Source organism: Serratia sp. H1w, from assembly GCF_000633355.1.
Classification (GTDB): Bacteria; Pseudomonadota; Gammaproteobacteria; order Enterobacterales; family Enterobacteriaceae; genus Chania.
The window spans coordinates 151,788-172,767 of record NZ_AYMQ01000006.1 but is presented as its reverse complement, the minus strand read 5'-3'; the positions used below and the strand labels follow the sequence as shown (position 1 = coordinate 172,767).

Genomic DNA, 20,980 nt, shown 5'->3' with positions numbered 1-20,980 from the left:
GGTGACGGTTACTCGCCTTTCACGCGTTCGATATTGGCACCCAGCGCGCGCAGTTTGTCTTCAATGCGCTCGTAGCCACGGTCGATGTGATAAATACGATCCACCACCGTGACGCCATCGGCAATACAACCCGCCAATACCAGGCTGGCAGAGGCACGCAGATCGGTCGCCATCACCTGAGCACCAGACAGCTGCTCTACGCCGTGGCAAATCAAGGTGTTGCTCTCAATTTCCGCGTGTGCGCCCATACGGACCAGTTCAGGCACGTGCATGAAGCGGTTTTCGAAGATCGTTTCGGTGATCACGCCGGTGCCTTCCGCAACCAGATTCAACAGGCTGAACTGCGCCTGCATATCGGTTGGGAAACCAGGGTGTGGCGCCGTGCGCAGGGTTACCGCTTTCGGGCGTTTACCATGCATGTCCAGGCTGATCCAGTCTTCACCGACTTCAACATCGGCACCGGCTTCACGCAGTTTGGCCAACACCGCATCCAGAGTATCTGGACGGGTATTGCGGCACAGCACTTTGCCACCGGAAACGGCAGCGGCAACCAGGAAGGTGCCGGTTTCGATACGGTCTGGCAGCACACGGTAAACCCCGCCACCCAGGCGCTCAACGCCTTCGATGGTGATCTTGTCCGTGCCCGCGCCGCTGATTTTGGCACCCAGCGTATTGAGGAAGTTGGCGGTATCGACGATTTCCGGCTCACGCGCCGCGTTCTCGATGATGGTGGTGCCAGTGGCCAGCGTTGCGGCACTCATGATGGTAACGGTCGCGCCCACGCTAACCTTGTCCATCACGATATGAGCGCCCTTCAAGCGCCCTTCCACGGAAGCCTTGACGTAGCCTTCTTCCAGTTTGATTTCCGCACCCAGTTGTTCCAGGCCGGTAATGTGCAGATCAACCGGACGCGCACCAATGGCACAGCCGCCTGGCAGCGATACCTGGCCACGGCCAAAGCGAGCCACCAACGGCCCCAATGCCCAGATGGAGGCACGCATGGTTTTCACCAGATCGTAAGGAGCACAAAACTCGTTTACGCCGCTGGCATCAACAAATACCGAACCATTACGTTCGATCTTGGTGCCCAACTGGTTGAGCAGCTTGATGGTGGTATCAATGTCCTTCAGCTTCGGGACGTTTTGCAGTTCGACAGGCTCTTCCGCCAGCAAGGCGGCAAACAGGATCGGCAGGGCGGCGTTTTTCGCCCCGGAAATGGTCACTTCACCGCTCAGACGGGTCCGGCCATGCACACGAAATTTATCCATTTGACTACTCTCTGTTATCTGTTCTGAGCTGCCTGCCCGCAGGGCAAACAGCCTTAAAATCCGTTGAGTTTGCGATCCCGCTGCCACTCTTCTGGGGTATAGGCCTTGATCGACAAGGCATGAATACGGTTGTCCGCGATGTATTCCATCAGCGGCGCATAGACGGCCTGCTGCTTCTTGACGCGGCTCATGGTGGCGAACAGTTCACCCACGGCGATCACCTGAAAATGGCTGCCATCGCCGGTCACGTGCGCGTCTTCCAGTGCCAACGCTTTCATCAGCACGTCTTTAATTTCGCTATTTTCCATAGTATCCAGTTCTGCATCGAAGGATCATAGTCACCCGGGGCGACTGCTTGGCGCCTATCTTAGTGGAATCCGCCGCTTTCTTAAACCAAAGAAAAAGCCCCTGAGCAACAGGGGCCTTTAGCTGACTTTTCCCGGTCAAGCCGCCAAAGATGTGGCTAACTTGCGGTTTCGACAGGCATTATTGCTGACAAATTGTAGAGCGTGATCAACGTTTGCAACCGTTCGGTGATGCCGGAAATTTTTATCTCGATTCCCTGCTGACGCCGCTGCTCACGTAAATGCAGCAACAGTGCCAGACCGGCGGAGTCTACACGCTGCAACTGAGCAACATCGATCACGGTTTTATCCGCCAACAACATCTCACGTTGCTGCCATAGCGGCAATAACGTCTCACGATCCAGCTCGCCGCTCAGCACCAGCGTTTGCTGTTGTGCTACCCAGCTCAGCGCTGCGGCCATCAGTTTTTCTGATCCAGAGTGATCGGCTGTTTCGCGGCCGCTTGCAGTTGCTGGGTCAGACCGTCAACGCCTTTCAGACGCAGGGTGGATGCCCACTCATTCTGCTTGGTTGTGATCATGCTGACGCCTTCGGCGATCATGTCATACGCCTGCCAGTGGCCGGTTTTGCTGTTTTTACGCCATTGGAAGTCCAGACGTACCGGCGGACGGCCACCTTTATCTACGATGGTTACGCGGATCGCAACGATATCGGCTGTGCCCAGCGGCTGCTCAGGTTCGATCTGATAGGTCTGGCCCTGGTACATTGCCAACGCCTGACCATACGCCTGTTCCAGATAGGCCTGGAAGGCGGTGAAGTAGGCTTCACGCTGTGCTGGCGTGGCGTCTTTGTAGTAACGGCCCAGCACCAGTGCCCCGGCATATTTCACCTGCACGAACGGCATCAGTTCTTCATGCACGATGGTGCGCAGGTAGTTGGGATCCTGCTTGATTTTTGGCTGCTCGCTTTTCAGGCGGGTAAAGGTTTTCTGCGCAGCGTCTTGCATCAGGCTATAGGGGTTAGTCTGATCGACCGCATTCGCTAGCGGCGCAACCACCAGCAGGGCAACCATTAAAAAACGTTTCAACATGCAGGTTTCCTCGATTAATGACTTGTAGCGGAATGTGCAGCGGCATCCGGTGCAGGTGCTGCGGCAGCGTCTGGTGAGTTCGGGCTATCCTGACCCCCGCTCTTGTACAGGAACTGGCCGATCAAATCTTCCAGCACCATGGCTGATTTGGTGTCCTGAATGGTGCCACCATCCTTAAGGATAGCAGTGCCCATTTCGGGATCTTCAAAACCGACGTTCAGCGCCAGATACTGCTCCCCCAATAGGCCGGAGGTGCGGATTGCCAGCGAGCTGGTGTCTGGTAGTTGGTTATACTGTTGCTGGATATCCAGCGCTACGCGTGGCGTGTAGGTCTTCGGATCGAGCGAGATAGCCGCAACACGGCCAATCATCACCCCACCGATTTTCACCGGTGAGCGAGCTTTCAAACCACCGATATTATCGAAGGTGGCATAGATACGGTAAGTCGGCTCATTACCGATCGATTTAATATTGGCCACCTGGAGGCAGAGGAAGATGATGGCGCACAGCGCAATCAGCATAAACGCCCCAACCCAGATTTCACTCTTCTTCGTTTGCATCGAATCAATTCCCAAACATCAGTGCTGTCAGCACGAAATCCAATCCCAACACCGCCAGTGACGAATGTACCACGGTCCTTGTCGTTGCCTGACTAATCCCTTCAGAGGTCGGTACGGCATCGTAACCATTGAAGATCGCAATCCAGCTAACGGTAATGGCAAAAACTATGCTCTTGATCAGGCAGTTCAGTAAATCCTGACGCCATTCTACGGCCCCTTGCATCGCCGACCAGAAGAAACCGCTGTCGATCCCTTTCCAATCGACACCAACAATCGAGCCGCCCCAGATACCGATAGCGACAAAAATAATCGTCAGCAACGGCATGCTGATCAGGCCGGCCCAGAAACGCGGGGCCACAATACGCCGCAGCGGATCGATCGCCATCATTTCCAGGCTGGAGATTTGCTCGGTGGCCTTCATCAGGCCGATTTCAGCGGTCAGAGCCGAACCGGCGCGGCCAGCGAACAGCAGAGCGGTCACTACCGGCCCCAACTCGCGCAACAGTGACAATGCCACCATCATACCCAGGCTGGCCTCGGCACTGTAGGTGGTAAGAACGATGTAGCCTTGCAGCCCCAGCACCATGCCGATAAATAAGCCGGAAACCATGATGATCAACAGCGACTGCACGCCCACGCTGTGCAACTGCTTTAACAGCAGCGGCCACTGCTTGCGGGGCTCCGGGCGCCCGACCAGCGCGTGGAACAGCATCAGCCCGGCGCGTCCAAAGGCTGCGCTGGTGTTGATGCCACGGCGTCCTAACGACGCTAACGCCTTTACAAACATGAGGTTATTTACTCCCTTCCCCTAAAAGCTCGGTCTGATAATCACCAGCAGGGTAACGGAACGGTACCGGCCCATCGGCAATACCATCCAGAAATTGACGCACTCGCGCATCAGGATTGTTCTGTAACTGCATTGCCGAGCCTTCGGCAATGACATGGTGATCCGCCACAATATAGGCGTAGTCCGCGATACTCAAGACCTCTGGCACATCATGGGAGACCACGATGCAGGTGATCCCGAGCGCGTGGTTCAGCTCATCGATCAGCTTGACCAATACGCCCATGGTGATCGGATCCTGGCCGACGAAGGGTTCGTCGAACATGATCAGCGTCGGATCCAGCGCAATGGCACGCGCCAAGGCTGCACGCCGGGCCATACCACCAGACAGTTCGTTCGGCATCAGATCTGCCGCGCCCCGCAGCCCTACCGCTTCCAGCTTCATCAACACCGTGCTGCGCAGGATCTCTTCCGGCAGGCGGCTGTGTTCGCGCAGCGGGTAGGCCACGTTCTCAAATACCGTCAGATCGGTGAACAGCGCCCCCGACTGAAACAGCATGCTCATCTTCTTGCGTGACTCATACAGCTGATGACGCGACAACGCCGGAATGTTGTCCCCATCAAACCAAATTTCACCGCAGTCCGGGCTCAACTGGCCACCAATCAGGCGTAACAGCGTGGTTTTACCAATGCCGGATGGCCCCATGATCGCCGTTACCTTGCCACGGGGAACCGTCAGGTTGATGTCTTCGAATATCAGCCGATCGCCGCGAGAAAAGTTCATGCCGCGCACTTCGACCAGATTATCTGCCTTCTGGTGCATGTTTATTGATCCTGTACAGGCTGTTTTTGTGCCAAATCATCCGTGATGGTAAAGCAATAGGGGCAATGCGTCCTATTTTTACCGAAGATTACCGCCAATTCGTTACCAATGATGCCATAGGTTTTACTTTTAGGCTCCAGACGGTCAAAATTAGGAAATAACGCAAAAAAATAAAGCGGTTCCACTTTTCACCGGGAAAATTCGTTGTTTTGTACAACGAGGGGTAAGCAAGCTGGCCGATGATGGCCTTTGACCGACGAACCGGGATTATACCCACAAATAGGACCCTGAATGTTTCTCGCAATAGTGCTGTTGATCGTTGGTTTATTTTTACTGGTGTATGGGGCGGACAGATTGGTTTATGGTGCGGCGGTGATTAGCCGTTCGCTGGGGGTTCCCCCGTTGATTATCGGCATGACGATAGTCGGGATCGGCACTTCGTTGCCAGAGTTGATCGTGTCGGTCACCGCAGCCCTCAACGGGCAGACCGATCTGGCGGTGGGCAACGTGATTGGCTCCAACATCACCAACATTTTACTGATCCTGGGGGTCGCAGCCCTGATCCACCCGCTGTCGGTTCGCTCTGAGGTGTTGCGGCGTGAATTACCGCTGATGTTAGGGGTCATAGTCCTATGCGGCTATGTGCTGATGGATAACACCCTGAGCCGGTTCGATGGCGTACTGCTACTATTGGCCGCCACTGGATTTATTCTGCTGATGTTGAAAATCGCCAGGCTGGCGCAGCGTGAAGGCAGCGATAGCCTGACGATGGAGCAGCTCGCCGAGCTGCCGCAGGACAGCAGCAACACCGTGGCCATTCTGTGGCTGGTGTTGGCCTTCATTATTCTGCCGCTGTCATCAAAGATGATCATCGATAACGCGTCGGTGATTGCCCACTACTTTGGCCTGAGCGAACTGGTAGTTGGTTTGACGATTATCGCCATCGGTACCAGCCTGCCCGAACTGGCTACCTCGATCGCCGGAGCACTAAAAGGCGAAGATGATATGGCGGTAGGTAATATCATCGGCTCCACGATTTTTAACACGGTGATCGTACTGGGCATCCCCGCCCTGCTATCACCGGGCAGCATCGATCCCGCCGCCTTCCAGCGCGATTACTGGGTCATGCTGGCGGCCGGTATCCTACTTGCCGCCCTGTGTATTGGCCGCAAACATCGTATCGGTCATCTGGCGGGAGCTCTGTTATTATGTGGCTTTATTGCGTATCTTGCAGTGTTGTTCTTTAACCCTTTCAGTACGTTCGGCTAACCGTTGGGAATGTGTATGTCGTCTATTTTTGACTATCAGCAGGCAGGCAAAGAAGTACTACAGATTGAGCGTGATGGCCTGGCCCAGCTCGATCAGTACATCAACGCCGATTTCGTCCGAGCTTGTGAAGCGATCAAAGAATGCTGCGGTAAAGTGGTGGTCATGGGCATGGGCAAATCCGGCCATATCGGCTGCAAAATTGCCGCCACGCTGGCCAGTACCGGCACCCCGGCGTTCTTCGTACACCCGGCAGAGGCCAGCCACGGCGATCTGGGGATGGTCTCTAAGCAGGACATCGTGTTGGCGATCTCCAATTCCGGCGAGTCGAACGAAATTTTGGCGCTGATCCCGGTGTTGAAACGCCAGCAAATACCGCTGATTTGCATGACCAACAACCCGGAAAGCTCAATGGGCAAGGCGGCAGAGGTGCACCTGTGTATCAAGGTGCCGCAGGAAGCCTGCCCGTTGGGTCTGGCCCCGACGACCAGCACCACCGCCACGCTGGTGATGGGCGATGCGTTAGCCGTCGCGCTGCTGAAAGCCCGGGGCTTTACCCCGGAAGATTTCGCCCTGTCTCACCCCGGTGGGGCATTGGGCCGCCGCCTGCTGCTGCGCGTTAGCGATATCATGCACAGCGGCGACGAAATTCCCCACGTCAGCGCCGATGCCACACTGCGCGATGCGCTGCTGGAGATCACCCGCAAGAACCTGGGCATGACGGTGATCTGCGACGATCTGATGAAAATCGCCGGTATTTTTACCGACGGTGACTTACGCCGGGTATTCGATATGGGCATCGATCTCAACAATGCCAAAATCACCGACGTCATGACGCTGGGCGGTATCCGGGTGCGCCCGAACCTGCTGGCGGTCGATGCGCTCAATCTGATGCAGCAACGCCATATCACCGCCGTGCTGGTTGCCGATGGCGACCAATTGCTGGGTGTGGTACATATGCATGACATGCTGCGCGCTGGCGTCGTTTAATGAAAGGAACCCACTGCATGAGTCTGGTTGAAACCTGTTACGGGCCGGTAGCTGAAGACGTCATGGTCCGGGCAGGGAAAATCCGCCTGCTGATTTGCGATGTCGACGGCGTGCTGTCAGACGGCCTGATTTACATGGGCAACAATGGCGAAGAGCTGAAAGCCTTCAACGTTCGTGATGGCTACGGTATCCGCTGTCTGAAAACCTCGGGTATTGAGGTGGCGATCATTACCGGGCGTTCGGCCAAGCTGCTGGAAGATCGGGCAAAAACCCTGGATATCACCCATCTGTATCAGGGCCAGTCCGATAAGCTTTTGGCCTTCCGTGAACTGTTGGATAAACTGTCGCTGATGCCGGATGAAATTGCCTACATCGGTGACGATCTGATCGACTGGCCGGTCATGGCCGAAGTCGGTCTGGCCGTAGCGGTGGCCGATGCGCATCCTATATTGTTACCTCGCGCCCACTATGTCACCCGTATCAACGGTGGCCGTGGTGCGGTGCGCGAGCTGTGCGACCTGATCCTGCTGGCGCAAAACAAGCTGGAGGACGCCAAAGGGCTGTCAATATGAGTAAAACCAAACTTTGGATCACCATCTTGTTGACCGTGTTCGCGCTGGCGCTGATTGGCTGGAACATGGCCGACTTCGGCGACGATGACAGTGCGGTGCCGGTCAACAACGAAGACCCAACCTATCAAAGCCAACATACCGTGACCGTGGTGTACAATCCGGCCGGGCAGCTAAGCTACAAGCTGGTGGCAGAAGAGGTTAAATATTACACCGCCGATGAGTTAAGCTGGTTCACCCAGCCGGTGATGACGCTGTTTGATGAGAATGCCGTGGCCACCTGGTCGATACGCGCCGATCGCGCCAAGCTGACCAAGAACCGCATGCTGTATCTGTACGGCCACGTGGAGGTGAACAGTTTGACAACCACCTCACAGCTGGAAAAAATCAAGACCGATAATGCCCAGATTAATCTGGTCACTCAGGACGTCTCTTCCGATGATGAAGTGACCCTGTTCGGGACGAATTTCACCTCTAACGGCATGAAAATGCGTGGCAATCTGCGGAACAAAACCGCTGAGCTGATTGATAAGGTCAAGACCAACTATGAAATTCAGAACCAAAAACCAACTCCGTAATCTGTTGATCGTCAGCCTCGTTTTGACCGCCAGCGCCCCCGCATTGGCGTTGAAATCGGACTCTGACCAACCAGTCAGTATCGACTCGGTAAAACAGTCGCTGGATATGCAGAGCAACGTCAGCACCTTTACCGACAACGTGGTGATCAAGCAGGGCACCATCGAAATCAAGGCCGACAAGGTCGTGGTGACGCGCCCGGGCGGCGATCAGAATAAAACCTATATTGAAGCGTTCGGCAATCCGGTAACCTTCTACCAGATGCAGGACAGCGGCAAGCCGGTGAAAGGTCACGCGCAGAAAGTCCGTTACGACGTGGCAACACAGCTGATCACCCTCACCGGTAATGCCTATCTGGAACAGCTCGACAGCAACGTGAAGGGCGACCGTATTACCTATCTGGTGCCACAGCAGCAGATGCAGGCGTTCAGCGATAAAGGCAAACGCGTGACCACGGTCCTGGTGCCTTCACAGTTGCAAGACAAAAACGGTCAAAAGAAGAGTAACTAATTACTTATGGCAACACTCATCGCAGAAAACCTGGCGAAAGCCTATAAAGGCCGCAAAGTCGTTGAAGACGTGAGCCTGAAAGTGAAATCTGGCGAGATCGTCGGCCTGCTGGGGCCAAACGGTGCCGGTAAGACCACCACGTTCTACATGGTGGTCGGCATCGTGCAGCGCGACGCCGGGCGCATCGTGATCGATGACGAAGATATCAGTATCCTGCCGCTGCACGCTCGTGCCCGCCGTGGTATCGGCTACCTGCCGCAGGAAGCGTCGATCTTCCGTCGGCTGAGTGTGTACGACAACCTGATGGCCGTACTGGAGATCCGCAAAGACCTCACCAGCGAGCAGCGTAACGATCGGGCCATCGAGCTGATGGAAGAGTTTCATATCACCCACCTGCGCGACAACCTCGGCCAGTCACTGTCCGGTGGTGAACGCCGTCGCGTGGAGATTGCCCGTGCGCTGGCCGCCAACCCGAAATTTATCCTGCTGGATGAGCCATTCGCCGGGGTTGACCCGATTTCCGTTATCGATATCAAGAAAATCATCGAGCATCTGCGTGACAGCGGCCTTGGCGTGCTGATCACCGATCATAACGTGCGTGAGACGCTGGACGTGTGTGAACGCGCCTATATCGTCAGCCAGGGCAAGCTGATTGCCCACGGCACACCGGACGCTATCTTGGCCGATGAGCAGGTGAAACGCGTTTATCTGGGCGAAGAGTTCCGCCTTTAGGTTCCAGCGGCAGGCCCGCAGGCCGCCGTTAACGGAAGTAGCAGAAGATTATGAAGCAAGGTTTGCAACTCAGGCTCAGCCAGCAACTGGCCATGACCCCCCAACTCCAGCAGGCGATCCGCCTGTTGCAGCTGTCCACGCTTGAGCTCCAGCAGGAGATCCAACTGGCGCTAGAGAGCAACCCGCTGCTTGAACAGACCGAAGACCAGCACGAAGAGATCGACGCCAAGGAAAGCGTCGAGACCGAAGGGCTGGATACCCGCGAAGCGCTGGAACAGAAGGACATGCCCGAAGAGCTGCCTCTGGATGCCACCTGGGATGAAATCTACACCGCTGGCACGCCTTCCGGCACCGGTACCGACTATGGCGATGACGAACTGCCGGTCTATCAGGGCGAGACCACGCAGACGCTGCAAGACTACCTGATGTGGCAAGTGGACCTGACGCCGTTCTCTGATACCGACGCCGCCATCGCCACGTCGATCGTCGACGCCGTCGATGACACCGGCTATCTCACCGTGCCGCTGGAAGACATTCTGGAGAGTATGGGTGACGAGAACGTGACAATGGACGAGGTCGAAGCGGTATTAAAGCGCGTGCAGCGTTTTGATCCGGTTGGCGTCGCGGCGCGCGATCTGCGTGACTGCCTGCTGATCCAGCTCTCCCAGTACGCCAAAGACACGCCTTATCTGGCGGAAGCCCGCCTGATCGTCAGCGATCATCTGGATCTGCTGGCTAATCACGACTTTCGCAGCCTGATGCGAACAAGTCGCTTAAAAGAAGATACACTGAAAGAAGCGATGCAGTTGATCCACTCGCTCGATCCGCGTCCTGGGCAGTCGATCAATACCGGCGAATCCGAGTACGTGATCCCGGACGTGCTGGTACGCAAGGTGCAGGATAAATGGGTGGTGGAGCTTAACTCAGACAGCATCCCAAGGCTGAAAATCAACCAGCAATATGCGGCGCTAGGCAATACGGCACGCAACGATGCCGACGGCCAGTATATCCGCAGCAATTTGCAGGAAGCGAAGTGGCTGATCAAGAGCCTGGAGAGCCGGAACGACACGCTGCTCAAGGTCACCCGCTGTATTGTCGAACAGCAGGAAGCGTTCTTTGAGCAAGGCGCAGAATTTATGAAGCCCATGGTGCTGGCGGATATCGCCCAGGCCGTGGAGATGCATGAATCGACAATCTCCCGCGTGACGACGCAGAAGTTCCTGCACAGCCCGCGTGGCATTTTCGAATTGAAATATTTCTTCTCCAGCCATGTGAATACCGACAGCGGGGGCGAGGCCTCCTCGACGGCGATCCGGGCATTAGTGAAGAAATTGATCGCGGCGGAAAACCCCGCCAAACCGCTTAGCGACAGCAAGCTGGCCACGATGCTTTCCGATCAGGGGATCATGGTGGCACGGCGCACCGTCGCCAAGTACCGAGAGTCTTTGTCCATCCCGCCGTCGAACCAGCGTAAACAGTTGGTTTGACCTCAATAGAGAAGGAAGACATTATGCAGCTCAACATTACCGGACACCACATCGAAATCACCGAACCCTTGCGTGAGTTCGTCAACACCAAGTTTGCCAAGCTCGAACAGTATTTTGACCGCATTAATCAGGTGTATGTCGTACTTAGTGTGGAAAAGGTGCAGCAAATTGCGGAAGCAACGGTGCATGTGAATGGCGGCGAGTTGCACGCCACCTCGGAAAAAGAAGATATGTATGCCGCAATTGACTGCCTGATCGACAAACTGGCACGTCAGTTGAACAAACATAAAGACAAACTAAAGCAACACTGACATTCTGGGCCGTTATACCCAGTGTAATGGCCCACATCGTAGTCGACTTGGCTACACGGCAACCCTCGGCGCGGCACCTGTATGGGTATGCGCCGATCAGCCATCAGGGTTAAACAGGCGAAAAACCGTATTTTGCAGGTTCTCAGCGCAAGCTGGCGGGAAAGCGGCAGGACACGGTTTTAAGTGAAGATGAGATGAACAACGAAATAATGCAATTAAGCTCGGTGTTAAACATCGAGTGCACCAGAAGCTCGGTACACTGCACCAGCAAGAAACGGGCTTTGGAAATTATCAGCGAGCTGGCGGCCAAGCAGCTTAACCTGCCTTCGCAGGTGGTGTTTGACGCAGTGCTCACCCGGGAACGTATGGGCAGTACCGGTATCGGCAACGGTATCGCGATCCCACACGGCAAACTGGAGGAGGACACTTTGCGGGCCGTTGGCGTGTTTATCCGCCTTGAGCAACCTATCGCCTTTGATGCCATTGATAATCAACCGGTCGATCTGCTATTTGCATTGCTGGTACCGGCCGATCAATGTAAAACTCATTTGCATACGCTGTCGCTGGTCGCCAAACGGCTGGCCGACAAAACCGTATGCCGCCGCCTGCGTTCAGCGCTGAGCGACGAAGAGCTCTACCAGATCATCACCGAGTAACCATCGGCTGGCGTGACTTCCAGCCATGAAAACGCTACTGTTTTACTTATGATATATCTGGGCCTTGGCCCAGATAATAGATCCTAACGGTGGCGATGAGCGCCATTGAGATGCCAGGGGAGTTACCACATGGTGCTGATGATTGTCAGCGGCCGTTCCGGTTCAGGGAAATCCGTTGCCTTGCGGGCGCTGGAAGACATGGGTTTTTACTGCGTTGATAACCTGCCGGTGGTGTTGTTGCCACAGCTGGCTCAAACGCTGGCCGAACGCAATAGCTCCGCTGCGGTAAGCATCGACGTCCGTAACATGCCGGAATCGCCGGAAGTGTTTGAATATGCAATGACCCAGTTGCCGGAAAGCTTCTCGCCGCAGCTGCTGTTCCTTGATGCCGATCGCAACACTCTGATCCGCCGCTACAGCGACACCCGTCGCCTGCATCCTCTCTCTGCCAAGAACCTGTCGCTGGAAAGCGCGATCGATGAAGAAAGCGATCTGCTGGAGCCGCTGCGTTCCCGTGCCGATCTGATCATCGATACCTCGGAAATGTCGGTGCACGAGCTGGCAGAAATGCTACGTACCCGCCTGCTGGGTAAACGCGAGCGCGAGCTGACGATGGTGTTCGAATCCTTCGGCTTCAAGCACGGTATTCCCATCGATGCCGATTACGTGTTCGACGTGCGTTTCCTGCCCAACCCGCATTGGGATCCGAAACTGCGTCCAATGACCGGTCTGGATAAACCCGTGGCCTCGTTCCTCGATCGTCACACCGAAGTGCACAACTTCATTTACCAGACGCGCAGCTATCTGGAACAGTGGCTGCCGATGCTGGAAACCAATAACCGCAGCTATCTGACCGTCGCCATTGGCTGTACCGGCGGTAAGCACCGTTCGGTGTACGTGGCAGAACAGTTGGCGGATTATTTCCGTTCACGCGGCAAGAACGTGCAATCACGTCACCGCACACTGGAAAAGCGTAAACAACAATGACGGTCAAGCAGACGGTTGAAATCAAGAACAAGCTGGGCATGCACGCACGCCCGGCGATGAAGCTGTTTGAGCTGGTGCAGAGTTTTGACGCCGAAGTGCTGCTGCGCAATGACAGCGGCACCGAAGCAGAAGCCAGCAGCGTGATCGCGCTGCTGATGCTGGATTCCGCCCAAGGCCGCCATATCGAAATTGAAGCCACTGGCCCGCAGGAAGTACAGGCGCTGGCAGCGGTGATTGAACTGTTTAATTCCGGCTTCGACGAAGATTAATGGGGGCGGAGATCTCCGCCCCTAAAAAAACAACGCCGATCAATACCTGACCATCACCGATTTCAGCTCGGTATAGTGCTCGATAAACGCGCTGCCAAACTCTCTACCCATCCCCGACGATTTCACCCCACCGAACGGCAACGCCGGATCGAGGAAGGTGTGCATATTGATCCACAGCGTACCCACTTCAATCCGTGGGATCATGCGCATCGCCTTGCTGAGATCGTTGGTCCATAAGCTGGCGGCCAGACCATAAGGTGAATCGTTGATCATGGCGATCATCTGCTCTTCATCCTCATAGGCCAGGAAAGTGCCCACTGGGCCAAAGGTTTCTTCACGCATTAACGCATCATGCGGCCCATTGGCGCGGATCGCCGTCGGGGCCACAAAGAAGCCCGGTCCGGCCAACGCCTTACCACCGCAAACAATCTGACTCCCCTCGGCCCGCGCCTTATCGAACAGGGCCATGACCTTGCGATAATGTGCCTCGTTGGCCAATGGCCCCACTTCCGTGCTTTCATCCAGCGGTGATCCCACCTTCATGGCCGCCAGGCGCTGCGTCAGCTTCTCCAGCACCTCATCAATATGGCTGGCAGGCAGATAGAAACGTTCCGCTGCGGCGCAGATCTGGCCCTGATTCAGGTAACCTGCCTCGATAATACCGTCGACCATCTTGTCGGCCGAAACGTCCGCCAGAAACGCGGCAGCATTCTTGCCACCCAGTTCCAGCGTGGTGCGCACAATCCCTTGTTCCATCGCAGCTTTCCCCACCGCGATCCCGGTAGGAACCGAACCAGTGAAGGTCACTTTGGCACAACGTGGATGGGCGATCAGTGCCGGGCCAAGGCGTGCGCCTGAGCCGTTAACAATGTTGATTGCGCCAGCCGGGATACCGGCAACCGTTGCCAGTTCGGCCACCCGCAACATGGTCAGCGGCGTGTATTCACTCGGTTTGAGCACCACCGTACAGCCGCAGGTCAGCGCCGCGGCCAGCTTCCAGATGGCGATCATGATCGAGAAGTTCCACGGAATGATGCCAACCACCACGCCCAACGGCTCGCGCCGGGTAAATGCGGTGTATTGTTCACCCTGGAAGGAAGGCAATGAAACGTTCAGCGTTTCCCCGCTGATTTTGCTCGACCAACCGGCAAAATAGCGCAGGAACTGCGAGGCCATATCAATTTCCAGCCCGCGAGACAGTTGAATGGTTTTGCCGGAACACAGGCTTTCCAGCTGCGCCAGTTCCTCGCGATGGGTTTGCAACAAATCGGCTAGCCGCGTCAGGCAGTTGCCACGCTCCAAGGGCGAAACCTGTGCCCAGCTGGCGTGGAAAGCGTCAAAGGCCGCCTGCATCGCCGCATCGACCTCTGCCTGCCCACCTTCATTCACCTGCGCGATGGTCTGCCCGGTTGCCGGGTTAACCACTGCAAAGCGTTCTTCACCAGCCCCAACCACGACCTGGCCGTTAATGTAATGGCCTTGCTGGCGATCCAGAAAGGCCGTCACCTGTGGCAACAGTGTAATATCCGTCATCGCATCGCCCTCCTTACGGGTTAGCCTTCGACAATCGCCAGATAGTGCTTCACAAAGCGATCGGAGGTAATTTCCCAGCGCACCGGGGTGCCCTTCTCGACAAACCAGGAATCGCCGGCCTGATACTGGGCCGATTCACCAGTGTTCTCATTGGTCAGCGTCGCCGTGCCTTCCCATACCGTGGCGTGTTCCGCAAACGGGTATTCCATGACGAAGGTGCCACGGGTGCAACTGAAAACGCCGCAGTTCAGGTTGTCTGTCGGAGCGCCAAAGATCATCGCTACGCCAACGTTGGGTTCACCGGCGACCACCGTCGCCCCCAGGTTGCTGACGCTGCCAATATCTTGCAGTTCTGGTAATGCTTGCTTGAGCAGTAATGGTTTCATGGTTTTTTCCTTTTAGCGTAGTGATAAGGGTTTTCCCCTCACCCTAACCCTCTCCCAAAGGGAGAGGGGATCGAATGTGCAACAAATTAGCTCGGGCATCTGACCACGGCACCGCGCTGGCTCCCTCTCCCTTTGGGAGAGGGCTGGGGTGAGGGGCCAGATAACCGACATTGCTAGTAAACTAACGGCGCCCCTTCCAGTAGCCGGAAGTCTGATGCCAGACCTTGCCCGCGGTGGTCATCACGCGGCGCAGTTTGTCTTTGCCGAAAATATCGACGTGAGGGATCGAACTCATCAGATCGTAGCGATCGGACCCCTCACTCATCCCCTCGGCCAGCACCTTGCAAACGATGTGGCTCGGCGTAACGCCAAAGCCGGAATAACCCTGCACGTAAAACACGTTATCGTGCTGTGGCAAAGTGCCGATCTGCGGGAACAGGTTAGCGCTGCAACACAGCGGCCCGCCCCAGGCCAGGTCGATCTTCACGTCCTTCAGATACGGGAAGATTTTCAGCATCAGGTTGCGGTTCCAGGCTTTCAGATCCGACGGGATATATTCGATCAGCCGGGTAGCGCTGCCGAACAACAGACGGTTCTCATTGGTGACGCGGTAATAGTCGATCACCGGCCGGATATCGCTGTAAGCCCCACGGATCGGGCTGATCTGGCGGATCAGTTCGTCTGACAGCGGCTCGGTAGCCAGTTGGAAGGCATAGGTATTGATGGTCTTTTTGTAGATAAAGGGATCCATGCCGTTGAGGAAACCGTTGCACGCCCATAGCATCTTGTTGGCGCGTACCGATCCCATGGCGGTACGCACGGTAATGCGCTTACCGTATTCCACATTCAGCACGTTACTGTTTTCGAAGATTTTCACTCCGTAACCGCTTAGCGCCTGTGCCTCTCCCAACAGCAGGTTGAGCGAGTGAACGTGGCCACCGCCCATATGTTTCAGTGCGCAGGTATAAGCATCGGAACCCACCACCTGCTTCACTTCCGAGCCGGTATAAAGTTCGATCTCTTCGTCCGGCGAGACCGCCTTGAATTCTTTAAGCCAGCTGCGCAGGGTCTTTTCCTGCCTGGCATTGCTGCCCAGATAGCCATAGCCGAAGCAGAAATCAGCATCGATGGCGTACTTTTTAATACGCTCGCGGATAATCCCGGCCCCGAGGTTACTGATCTTGAAGATGGTTTCTAACCCGGCTGGGCCAACGTGTCGTTTGATCTTCTCCAGATCGTGGCCGATCCCGGCCATCACCTGCCCACCGTTGCGGCCTGTTCCGCCGTAGCCGAGATGGCGCCCTTCCAGAATAGCGATATTGGTGATGCCTTTTTCCGCCAGTTCCAGCGCGGTGTTAATGCCGGAGAAGCCACCGCCGATGATCACCACATCAACATCCAGATCCTCTTCCAGCGTGGGGAAGCGCAGATCGTATTTCTTGGTCGCCGCGTAGTAGGTTAACGATTCGATTTCATTATTCATTTCCGCACTCCTTACCCATTGCCTTAGCCTGGATTATCAGCAGAGTGTGGGCGAGCGGCTATGTCCCTTTAGGGATATTCGCAACACTTTTTTAACATTATGCGGTACGACGCAGGGGGGAAGTTAAAAACAGGCTGAACAGCTCGGCCTGAGAGCCAATATTCAGCTTGCCGTAAATGTTCTTGCGATGATTTTTTACCGTGCCCAGGCTGATAAATAGCCGTTCGGCGATCTGCTGCGATCCGTTGCCGCTCAGGATCAGATCGACGATTTCACGCTCACGCGGACTTAACGCATAGCGTGCCTGGGCGGCGCTATCTGCCTGTGGGGCCGAGGAGGTTGGCACATTAGCCGCTACCACCACTTCCCCATGCAGCCGCGCCACGCTTTTTACCAGCGTCAACGCGCCACGCAGGTCAGCCAACTGGGGATAACGCACGCCGACCGTTTGCCGGGCCGAACCGAAAAAGATGCCCAGTCCCCGCTCCGGCGTCAGTTGCAAAAGCACGCCAGCTTCGTCGTGCCAGCCGGTTTTGCGGTAAAAGTTACGGTAGTAATCCGTCTGATAAAAACCGCAGGGGGCCAGTTGCCGCAGCGTAAATACATCGCCATGGCCGCCACCGTTCAGCGCCTGATAAAAGGGATCTTCGAGGTACGCGCCCTGCTGGTAGATCTGATTGACCGCATCACTGTTTTCTTTCTCGGTTTTCATCAGGCAACGCGGTGCCTGACCGTATTCGAAGGCGTAAACGATGGCATTATCGAAGGCAAAGAACCCCTCCAGATAGCCCAGCAGGCTGGCATAGAATTGGCGGGTCGCCACTGCGTCGATCACCGCCGATAATCTTTCGACCTGAATATTCATTTCGCCCCCGCAATCATTAACAAATTAACAATTAACTTTTCCCAGCGTTCCAGCGACCCACTTTGGGCTGACAGGCTATAAAAAGCACTCAATCGACCAGAATGCAAGGGCGCAACTGTTTACATGTTAATCAAATCACAACTTCGACCCTGACAACGATTACCCGCACAATCTGAGCTGGTTAATATCTTAACAATTTCGGGTTAAGCGGTGGAAAAGCGTTGGTTCGCCTTGCCAGGCTGAATTATGCTGGAGTTTCGATGACCAGATACGCCAAGGAGAGAGCATGACCACTAGTCTGATGATCGCCAACCGGCAAGCCTGGTTTGGCAAGGGCAGCATCCAGCAACTGATCCCACTGCTCCAGGCTGAGACGCAGGCCACGCTGCTGTTCACCTGCCGATCGTTCCTAAACGGTAGCTTCTATGCTGAACTGGCTCCGGCGCTAACGCCGTTGCTAATCGGCAGAGAAATTGTCGCCCATGAAGCCTCCCCCCAGGAAATCGACCAGTGGGTGCCACGCTGGCGGGGCCAGGTGCAAAGAGTGGTGGCTATAGGTGGGGGTAGCGTATTGGATGCTGCCAAGGCGTTCTCCGCCCTGATCGAACACCCGCTGCCGACCCTGCGCTATATGGAAAAAGTGGGCGACAGCAAAATCAGTGGCGCAACGCTGCCGCTGATCGCCATCCCCACCACCGCAGGCACCGGCAGCGAGGTAACCCAGAATGCGGTGATCACCGATACTCAGGTCACCAAGGTGAAAGCCTCTTTGCGACATAACAACTTTGTGCCGCAGGTGGCGATCCTCGACCCCGATCTACTGAAGGGAGCGCCAGATAGCGTACTGGCCTATTGCGCCATCGATGCCTTTACCCACCTGTTTGAAGCCTATCTTTCCAAGACCGCCAGCAGCCTGTCGCGGGAAATGTCGTTGACCGGTATTCACCACTTCCTCACGGCCTGGCCAGCGCTGAAGCACAGCGATGAGGCCCGCGAAGCGATTATGCAGGCATCCTATCTGGGCGGCCTGACGTTAAGCATGGCGGGCCTGGGCGTGATCCATGGCATCGCGGGTGAGGTTGGGGCATTGCGTGATTACCATCACGGCCAGGTCTGTGGCCGCCTGCTGCTGCCGTTCCTGGAGTTGCTGGATGAAAGTGAGCAGGCGCAGCAGCGTACGCTCATGAGCGAGCTTGCCCTGCGGCTATTTCCTAATGAACCGGACACCCCCGCACGCTTTTTGATCGACTTTATCACCCGCCACGCCATCGCCCCGTTCTGGCAGGACGATCTCTCCCTTAGCCAGGCAGAGTTGGCCACCGTGCTGGAGAAGTCCAACAGCAAGAACGCCTGGCTCACCTACACCAGTGAGCAACGCAGATTAATGATCGATGGGGCGTTCTTGATTGAATGATAATATAATCAGGATTATAGCTTCGAGGGGGAACAACAATGAGCTTGGTTGACTGGATTTTAGGCGGCATCGCCCTGGGGCTGATCGTCGGCGCGCTGATGAAGATATTCGGCAAGAAGAAAGATCAATAATTCGGTGGTCCCCCTCTGCATTCAGAGGGGGAAACCGTTAAATACGGCTCAGGCAGTCCAGTGCCACCGCTTTGAAACTGTCGAAATTGTCACTGCCCAGCAGACGGGTCATCGAACGTTCGCGCACGAAGGTGACAAACAGATCGTAGATTGCCATCGCCTCCTCGTAATCCGTTTTGCTGATTGCCAGCAGGAAAATGACGTGCGCCACCTCACCTTCACCCCACGGAATACCCTGCGGAGCCAGCAGCGTCACCACCACCGTCTTTTTCGCTAACAACCCAAGAGAGTGCGGCAGAGCGATCCCCTCCCCCAGCAAGGTGGAAACGATAGCCTCACGCTCAACGACCGAAGGGTAGAAATCACTGCCTACATAGCCTTCCTGCTCCAGTTGGGCGCAGACTTTGTGAAACAGCTGCTCCTGCGTCAGCGGCTCGTTGACGATCATAAAGTGACTGGCATCGAAGAACTTTTCCAGCATGTATGGCTTGGTGCGATCCACCAGCACCAGCTTGCCCAGTTGCTCCAGCTGATACTCCGTAGGGAACGGCGACATCACCACGATCGGCTTGTTCTTCTCGCTGATGCGTGCGTTAGAAATAACAAAATCTTCTTCGATACCGGGAAGAATTTCGTAATCACGCAGCGAAACTATGCGTGTCACCACCAGTTGCGGATACTTGCGCGCAATCTGTGCCTGGATCATCCGTACCGTGGAATTACCGGTATCGCACACCAGCATCACCTGCGGATGGCGCTCATAGCCAATGTTGTAGTGCCGCTCCAGACCCACACCGATGTGCAGCACCAGATAGCCGATTTCGTTTTCACTCAGGGTATAAGGCGTGTGTTTACCCCAGCTCGAGACCGCCGCCAAGGTCACATCATAGGCCATCGGATAATGCTGCTTGATGTTGGCCAACAGCGGGTTCGGAATATTGATCTGGTATTTCACCCGGGTGATCATGGTCTTGATATGGGTGAGTAGATCGGCCCGCAGCTGCTTGTCGTTCTGCAAATTGTAGTTATAGTGCGAGTTGATGTAGGACAGGATGTAATCCACCAGCGCCTCTTCGTCATCGGCGTTGATTTTGGTCGGCTGCACCTCCTGTACCCTTCTGGCAGCGATGTTGACCCGCAAATAAGCCTCTTCCGCCGCCGCGATTTCTTTACCCGTCGCCTTGCTCAGTTCACCTGCCAACCAGGTTGATGCTTTGCGTACTGCGTCATCGCCGTCTTCCACGTCAAAATCCTGTAGCGGATAGCCGTCAGTGATACGCCGCAGCGCCACGGCACAGTAGAAGACCAGGTATTGCTCACCTTCATCGGTCAGGCGGATAGCATATTGCGACAGCAGCGGGTGCAGCAGCCCGGCAAAGGTCAACACCTGCGGCTGATGGAGGATATCGTTGTTCAGCAAGGGGTTTTCCGCATCCGCCAGGTGCAGTTGGAACAGCAGATCGGTCAGACAGGAGCGGATCGCCATTTCCGCACCAAACAGCTTCATCCCGTAGCGCGGCTTGGTCTCGATGGTTAACTGGTAATGCGCCAGGCGCTCCCTCACCTCAGCCATGTCGTTTTGCAGCGTACCCCGGCTGACAAACCATTCATCGGCCAGATCTTCCAGCTTCATCGAGAAGGCTGAGGTCAAAAAGCGAATCAACAGATAATGCACCCGTTCCTGCGCGCTGCGCGGCGTGGCGTGCTGTTTACGTTCCCGATGCTGGAGCGCACTAAAGCGGGCTTCATCATCAACCTGAAGGCGATATCCGGCCCCACGGCTATGGACAAACTGCGCACCATAACTTTCCAGGATATCGTTCAGCGCGGTGATATCGGCGCGCACCGTGCGGGTAGACACGGCAAAACGCTTCGCCAGTTCGTCCTGTGGCAGCGTTTCGGACTGCAAGGCATCGAACAGATAGGCCAAACGTGGGTAGGGAAATCTCACCATTCTCTTTCCGTTATTAACGTGCCCGCCCGAG

Annotated in this window: 24 protein-coding genes; 12 read left to right on the top strand and 12 right to left on the bottom strand. The window is 55.8% G+C overall.

Annotated elements, in window-relative coordinates:
* Positions 1-8: 8 nt before the first annotated feature.
* The 7 genes from murA to mlaF all read right to left on the bottom strand — a co-directional run bounded on the left by murA (position 9) and on the right by mlaF (position 4,830).
* Positions 9-1,268, bottom strand: a complete 1,260-nt coding sequence (gene murA, locus U869_RS0102110) for a UDP-N-acetylglucosamine 1-carboxyvinyltransferase (RefSeq protein WP_025122666.1) — start codon at positions 1,266-1,268, stop codon at positions 9-11.
* 53 nt (positions 1,269-1,321) lie between these two features.
* The gene (gene ibaG, locus U869_RS0102105) at positions 1,322-1,576 is read right to left on the bottom strand and encodes a BolA family iron metabolism protein IbaG (protein ID WP_025122667.1); all 255 of its coding nucleotides are present in this window, start codon (positions 1,574-1,576) and stop codon (positions 1,322-1,324) included.
* Between the two features lie 155 nt (positions 1,577-1,731).
* Positions 1,732-2,034, bottom strand: a complete 303-nt coding sequence (gene mlaB, locus U869_RS0102100) for a lipid asymmetry maintenance protein MlaB (RefSeq protein ID WP_025122668.1) — start codon at positions 2,032-2,034, stop codon at positions 1,732-1,734.
* Positions 2,034-2,663 carry a phospholipid-binding protein MlaC gene (mlaC, locus tag U869_RS0102095; RefSeq protein ID WP_025122669.1) on the bottom strand — a complete coding sequence of 210 codons (630 nt, stop codon included), beginning with the start codon at positions 2,661-2,663 and terminating at the stop codon, positions 2,034-2,036. Before mlaC ends, mlaB begins: the two co-directional genes overlap by 1 nt.
* Positions 2,664-2,677: 14 nt before the next feature.
* Positions 2,678-3,223 (bottom strand): outer membrane lipid asymmetry maintenance protein MlaD, encoded by a 546-nt coding sequence (gene mlaD / locus U869_RS0102090; RefSeq protein WP_025122670.1) that lies wholly within the window; start codon positions 3,221-3,223, stop codon positions 2,678-2,680.
* Positions 3,224-3,227: 4 nt separating this feature from the next.
* Positions 3,228-4,010 (bottom strand): lipid asymmetry maintenance ABC transporter permease subunit MlaE, encoded by a 783-nt coding sequence (gene mlaE, locus U869_RS0102085; protein WP_025122671.1) that lies wholly within the window; start codon positions 4,008-4,010, stop codon positions 3,228-3,230.
* Positions 4,011-4,014: 4 nt separating this feature from the next.
* Complete coding sequence (mlaF, locus tag U869_RS0102080; RefSeq protein WP_025122672.1) at positions 4,015-4,830, bottom strand: phospholipid ABC transporter ATP-binding protein MlaF; 816 nt, start codon at positions 4,828-4,830, stop codon at positions 4,015-4,017.
* Positions 4,831-5,121: 291 nt separating this feature from the next.
* Here mlaF and U869_RS0102070 point away from each other — a divergent pair, with 291 nt between their 5' ends.
* The 11 genes from U869_RS0102070 to npr all read left to right on the top strand — a co-directional run bounded on the left by U869_RS0102070 (position 5,122) and on the right by npr (position 13,183).
* The gene (locus U869_RS0102070; RefSeq protein WP_025122674.1) at positions 5,122-6,099 is read left to right on the top strand and encodes a calcium/sodium antiporter; all 978 of its coding nucleotides are present in this window, start codon (positions 5,122-5,124) and stop codon (positions 6,097-6,099) included.
* 15 nt (positions 6,100-6,114) lie between these two features.
* Positions 6,115-7,086: an arabinose-5-phosphate isomerase KdsD gene (gene kdsD / locus U869_RS0102065; RefSeq protein WP_025122675.1), complete on the top strand. Its 972-nt coding sequence runs from the start codon at positions 6,115-6,117 to the stop codon at positions 7,084-7,086.
* A gap of 17 nt (positions 7,087-7,103) precedes the next feature.
* Positions 7,104-7,658 (top strand): 3-deoxy-manno-octulosonate-8-phosphatase KdsC, encoded by a 555-nt coding sequence (gene kdsC / locus U869_RS0102060; protein WP_025122676.1) that lies wholly within the window; start codon positions 7,104-7,106, stop codon positions 7,656-7,658.
* On the top strand, positions 7,655-8,233 hold the full coding sequence (gene lptC / locus U869_RS0102055; protein WP_025122677.1) for an LPS export ABC transporter periplasmic protein LptC: 579 nt from the start codon (positions 7,655-7,657) through the stop codon (positions 8,231-8,233). The genes kdsC and lptC overlap by 4 nt, the downstream gene beginning before the upstream one ends.
* Positions 8,202-8,741: a lipopolysaccharide ABC transporter substrate-binding protein LptA gene (lptA, locus tag U869_RS0102050; RefSeq protein WP_025122678.1), complete on the top strand. Its 540-nt coding sequence runs from the start codon at positions 8,202-8,204 to the stop codon at positions 8,739-8,741. The genes lptC and lptA overlap by 32 nt, the downstream gene beginning before the upstream one ends.
* 6 nt (positions 8,742-8,747) lie before the next feature.
* Positions 8,748-9,473 (top strand): LPS export ABC transporter ATP-binding protein, encoded by a 726-nt coding sequence (gene lptB, locus U869_RS0102045; RefSeq protein WP_025122679.1) that lies wholly within the window; start codon positions 8,748-8,750, stop codon positions 9,471-9,473.
* A gap of 50 nt (positions 9,474-9,523) precedes the next feature.
* Positions 9,524-10,960, top strand: a complete 1,437-nt coding sequence (gene rpoN, locus U869_RS0102040; protein WP_025122680.1) for an RNA polymerase factor sigma-54 — start codon at positions 9,524-9,526, stop codon at positions 10,958-10,960.
* A 23-nt stretch (positions 10,961-10,983) separates the two neighbouring features.
* Entirely contained in the window at positions 10,984-11,271 is a 288-nt protein-coding gene (gene hpf / locus U869_RS0102035) for a ribosome hibernation promoting factor (RefSeq protein WP_025122681.1), read from the top strand.
* Between the two features lie 194 nt (positions 11,272-11,465).
* Positions 11,466-11,927: a PTS IIA-like nitrogen regulatory protein PtsN gene (ptsN, locus tag U869_RS0102030; RefSeq protein ID WP_025122682.1), complete on the top strand. Its 462-nt coding sequence runs from the start codon at positions 11,466-11,468 to the stop codon at positions 11,925-11,927.
* Between the two features lie 129 nt (positions 11,928-12,056).
* Positions 12,057-12,914, top strand: a complete 858-nt coding sequence (gene rapZ, locus U869_RS0102025; RefSeq protein WP_025122683.1) for an RNase adapter RapZ — start codon at positions 12,057-12,059, stop codon at positions 12,912-12,914.
* Positions 12,911-13,183, top strand: coding sequence for a PTS phosphocarrier protein NPr (gene npr / locus U869_RS0102020; protein WP_025122684.1), 273 nt, complete (start codon positions 12,911-12,913; stop codon positions 13,181-13,183). The genes rapZ and npr overlap by 4 nt, the downstream gene beginning before the upstream one ends.
* A 39-nt stretch (positions 13,184-13,222) precedes the next feature.
* Here npr and U869_RS0102015 read toward each other — a convergent pair whose 3' ends face one another.
* From U869_RS0102015 to U869_RS0102000, 4 genes are all read right to left on the bottom strand, one after another.
* The gene (locus U869_RS0102015) at positions 13,223-14,716 is read right to left on the bottom strand and encodes an aldehyde dehydrogenase family protein (protein WP_025122685.1); all 1,494 of its coding nucleotides are present in this window, start codon (positions 14,714-14,716) and stop codon (positions 13,223-13,225) included.
* A 20-nt stretch (positions 14,717-14,736) separates the two neighbouring features.
* The gene (locus U869_RS0102010) at positions 14,737-15,102 is read right to left on the bottom strand and encodes a cupin domain-containing protein (protein ID WP_025122686.1); all 366 of its coding nucleotides are present in this window, start codon (positions 15,100-15,102) and stop codon (positions 14,737-14,739) included.
* 181 nt (positions 15,103-15,283) lie between these two features.
* Positions 15,284-16,585 (bottom strand): FAD-binding oxidoreductase, encoded by a 1,302-nt coding sequence (locus U869_RS0102005; protein ID WP_025122687.1) that lies wholly within the window; start codon positions 16,583-16,585, stop codon positions 15,284-15,286.
* A gap of 97 nt (positions 16,586-16,682) precedes the next feature.
* A complete protein-coding gene (locus U869_RS0102000; protein WP_025122688.1) occupies positions 16,683-17,450 on the bottom strand; it encodes a response regulator transcription factor in 768 nt (255 codons plus the stop codon).
* Between the two features lie 286 nt (positions 17,451-17,736).
* Here U869_RS0102000 and U869_RS0101995 point away from each other — a divergent pair, with 286 nt between their 5' ends.
* On the top strand, positions 17,737-18,864 hold the full coding sequence (locus tag U869_RS0101995) for an iron-containing alcohol dehydrogenase (protein ID WP_025122689.1): 1,128 nt from the start codon (positions 17,737-17,739) through the stop codon (positions 18,862-18,864).
* Between the two features lie 168 nt (positions 18,865-19,032).
* On the opposite strand, the gene U869_RS0101985 is transcribed toward U869_RS0101995, so the two are convergent.
* Positions 19,033-20,949: a transcription antiterminator gene (locus tag U869_RS0101985; protein ID WP_029988109.1), complete on the bottom strand. Its 1,917-nt coding sequence runs from the start codon at positions 20,947-20,949 to the stop codon at positions 19,033-19,035.
* Between the last annotated feature and the right edge of the window lie 31 nt (positions 20,950-20,980).